Below are 3597 nucleotides of genomic sequence, written 5' to 3'. Positions count from 1 at the left end.
CTTGCCTTGCCTTGCCTTGCCTTGCCTTGCCTTGCCTTGCCGCAGCTATGCGTCTAGCGTCAAGCATTCATGATGCACTTAGCATCATTACAAACACGTCGTAAAAACACGACGATTGCTGTCATTTACAAGGACAGCAACGCATGGCAAAGCCCATACGTCGGTCGCTGGCCAGACGCTTGGGTCGCAACATCGGAGACCGCCGTCGGGCCGTTGGCCTGACACAGGAACAACTCGCCGAGTACCTCGAAATCGACACCCTGACCGTGTCGCGTTACGAAACCGGCAACATACTCCCGCCATTGACCGTGGTGGACGTCGTCGCACGGCTGCTCAACACCACCATCGCAGATCTGCTTGGCGAAGCACCCGTTCAGCCCGTCGAGCATGCCGACCGCATTGGCATCTGGTTGGCCAGCCTCGCCCTGTCCGATCGAGACTGGATTGAGCGCGTTATCAAGCAACTGGTTGAACGCTGCCAGCCACGTAAACGGGGTCGTCCACGCACCCGCCCCAAAGCGGATAAGGTGCCGCCACCATCTCCACCCGCTTGACTGGTGAGGCCCAGGCAACTCAATCCCATAGTCATATTGCCAACAATGACTGGGAGATCCCAATTGGAGAGAAAAGCGTCAGTGCATTCCATGGACGGCTGAGAACGATCAGTCAAAAAGATCCCCTTGCCCAGGCTGTGTGGCGTTGCTCCAGAACACCGAGTCGGCATACTTTGCCGCCAAGGCATCCAGGTCAATGCTCTGCTCATCGTCGCTGAACTCGAACGACCCAAACATGTTCACGTGCTGCCACGCCACCGGCGACATGCCCTGGATGAACGCGATGGCGTCGAGATCCCCGGCGGCCACCTTCTGTTCGTACACCTTGGACAGCAAGGCCGTGTTGTAGTAAATGACCGCGTTGGCAATTAGCCGGGCGCAATCATTCCAGACCTGCTGCTCGGTTTCCGTCTGTACCTTGAACTTCCCGCTGTTGATAAAGGACACCGCCCGACGGAACCGGTGATAGGCCTCGCCCCGATTGAGCGCCTTTTGCACGCTCTGGCGCAGTTCGACATCATCAATGAAGTCCAGAATATAGATGGTGCGAAGGATGTTGTCCAACTCCCACAGGGCTTTTTTGGTGTTGTTTTGCCGGGCGTAGCTGCTGAGTTTGCGCACCACAGTTGCCTGGGTTGTGTCCTTTTGCGCAAGGGATGCCAAGATGCGCTGGACGTTGGGCCATTCGCTGATGATCAACTCTTCGTTGGCCTTACTGCTTGGTCGAATAAGCATATCGGCCGGATACTGACTTGGCAGGTTGAACCCGACCAGGGAAGCGGTTTTCTTTTGCACGGTCTTATAGCGCGGGGCAAAGCTGTAGCCGCTTGCATACAGGCACAGATAATTGACCTGGTTGGTGCCATGCGTATCGGTCGAGTGGCGCGTTGGCTTGATGTCCGACGTGTTGTTGTACAGCAGGTCAAACACAAAATGGCTCTCATGCTCGTGGGTACCGATGATCTTGGCGTTGATGGGCACGTGGTTGGCAACCACGGTGCAGGCGCTCACGCCCTTGTCCCAGCCGAAATACTTGGGCGAATAACGGGAATTGAAGGTGTCGATCTGGGTTTCAAACCGCTGGCCATCGCTGCTGGAATGCAGCTCATCGCGGATGTTGAAAAGTCTGAAGGCAGGCAGCTCGGCCGTGGCATTGCTGATGGCGTCATTGGCCGCGTGCACGGTATCCGGGCTCAGATAGCTGCGCGCGGTGGTGATCAGGGATGCGTGGCTCAAGCCCGAGACCTCGGCCATTTTGCCCAAACCCATGTTGGTGCCGTAGGCCACCACGCAAGCCAGGATTTGGCGCAGATCCGGCGCGTGCTTGACGGATCGATTCAGAACATGTTCGAAGGCATCCAGAAAATGAGTCTCTTTGTTCACGAAGCGCAACAGGTCGGCAACAGCAATTCCGGGCAACTGGCTGTAGAACGGGGTATTGCTGGTCTCTGGCGCAGTTGGGTAAATCAGGGACCAACGCTTCTTATCACCTTGGCCTACGACTTTGATGTTGGTGTTGACGCAGGCGGCCACACGCTGATTGACGGTCACCAGGCGGTCTTCGAGTTTGGCGCGCAAAGTCGCTAGCGTCTCTTCGATGGGCGTGGTCAAGAAGGGCTGTCCGATTTCAGCGAGCACAGCGTCTTTGTGCTCCCAGCGGGCGTCGCTGATCAGGTCATCTTCAAACTGGCGGAATTCGTTGCTGTGATTGACATACAGATCGCCGGACTCCAGCGCATTGCGCAGTAGCCGGTAGACCAGAAACTCATACCGGTCCGCGTCGAGGGTTTTGCGCCTTTCTCCGTCCTCGATGGTCTCGACATACAGGTGTTTTTTGAGCGCTGACGGAATGATGGCCTCAGGCAACTTTGAAGAGTCTGCCTGGCGCAGTGACTTGTTCTGGCGCAATTGTTCTTGCATGAGGGTGATGGCGCTGACCAATGGCGCCTCGTCCACGCGCCCCGAAAAATCGAGTTCCTTAAACAGATGACGCAAGTTGCGCTTGATGGCCATGGAGAGCTTGGCAAAGTAAGCCCACTCGAAGGCAAGTCTGTCAAAGGTAATGTTGCGCAGGTAGTCGGCGACAGATGGGAAAGCCTTCGGGTCCAGCAATTCAAAAGCCCTCGTCTTGACGGTGGAAAACGGACAATCGTCGGCGATGGACTCATCCACAAAGAGGCTCAGCACTTCCCCGGCTGCGAGCAAATTTGTGCTCGCCTCCGAGGTTGCCAGATGCATGGCGTCATTTGCGGCAATCTTGGCGTGCTTGTCAAATTGCCCAACCAGATGGATGAAGGCTTCAAGCAAATTGTCATTGATCTGGCGGAACCGGTGGAAGCAAAAGCACAGCAGGAAAAGTCTTGCACTGGCCGACGCCATACGCCTGAGTTTGTACCGGGGTGTAGAACTGAACCAACGAGGCGTAGTACTTGACGCTTTCATTTGACAGACCCGCGCGCGGCACGAAGGTGAGCGCAAATTGGTGAGCCGCAAAAAAGAATTGACGTCGTTCCACCTCCTGGCGCAACTCCTTGTTGCCAAAGCTCTTGGGTTCACGCTTGATGGCGCTCAGGGTGAGCATGTCGTCATCCTCGCCTTGCAACAAATCGTCCAAGGTTTTTCTGACATCCGCTGGCATATGCTCGTCCATAATCTGCGTGACGCGGGCGTTCTCGCGCTCCAGCACCGCACCAATAAGGTCTTGCAATGTGCTGTAGCTGGGCGCGACAATGCGGTGGGTTTCAATATGGTGCAGGGCTTCGCGCAGAAGGTAGATGGGCTTGGTCGATATTGCCGCCGTACGCAGCAGTTTGCTGGTCAATTCTGTGGCGGCTGCACCGTCAAAGGCCTGGTAGGCGCAAAGTGCCAGAATGGATTGCTGAATTCTGGCGCGCGTTTTTGCGACAGGCAGTTGCAGCTCTTTTGTGTCAATGCCCCAGAAGTGCCGATCTGCGATATGGCGCAAATCGGCCTGCACGTCTATTACTTGGAAGGTGAAGAATTTTCGCTTTGCTTTGAAGTACCCCAGTTCAAGGGCTTGGAA

Annotated in this window: 3 protein-coding genes; 1 reads left to right on the top strand and 2 read right to left on the bottom strand. The window is 55.9% G+C overall.

Annotation, left to right across the window (positions count from 1 at the left end; translation table 11 throughout):
* Nucleotides 1-143 precede the first annotated feature (143 nt).
* Nucleotides 144-554 (top strand): helix-turn-helix transcriptional regulator, encoded by a 411-nt coding sequence (locus Q0341_RS03455; RefSeq protein WP_299510581.1) that lies wholly within the window; start codon nt 144-146, stop codon nt 552-554.
* Nucleotides 555-662: 108 nt separating this feature from the next.
* On the opposite strand, the gene Q0341_RS03450 is transcribed toward Q0341_RS03455, so the two are convergent.
* Both Q0341_RS03450 and Q0341_RS03445 read right to left on the bottom strand, forming a co-directional pair.
* The gene (locus Q0341_RS03450) at nt 663-2933 is read right to left on the bottom strand and encodes a Tn3 family transposase (RefSeq protein ID WP_299510579.1); all 2271 of its coding nucleotides are present in this window, start codon (nt 2931-2933) and stop codon (nt 663-665) included.
* The coding region (locus Q0341_RS03445) for a DUF4158 domain-containing protein (protein WP_299510577.1) at nt 2866-3597 on the bottom strand (732 nt) is incomplete at its 5' end. The genes Q0341_RS03450 and Q0341_RS03445, both read right to left, overlap by 68 nt.

It is taken from the genome of uncultured Limnohabitans sp., from assembly GCF_937889215.1.
GTDB lineage: Bacteria > Pseudomonadota > Gammaproteobacteria > Burkholderiales > Burkholderiaceae_C > Limnohabitans_A.
This window is presented reverse-complemented; position numbering and strand designations above follow the sequence as displayed.

Bases quoted from the DNA above. Each gene is read 5' to 3' on its own strand.
- Q0341_RS03455 (WP_299510581.1), top strand. From the start codon at position 144: ATGGCAAAGCCCATACGTCGGTCGCTGGCCAGACGCTTGGGTCGCAAC.
- Q0341_RS03450 (WP_299510579.1), bottom strand. From the start codon at position 2,933: ATGGCGTCGGCCAGTGCAAGACTTTTCCTGCTGTGCTTTTGCTTCCAC.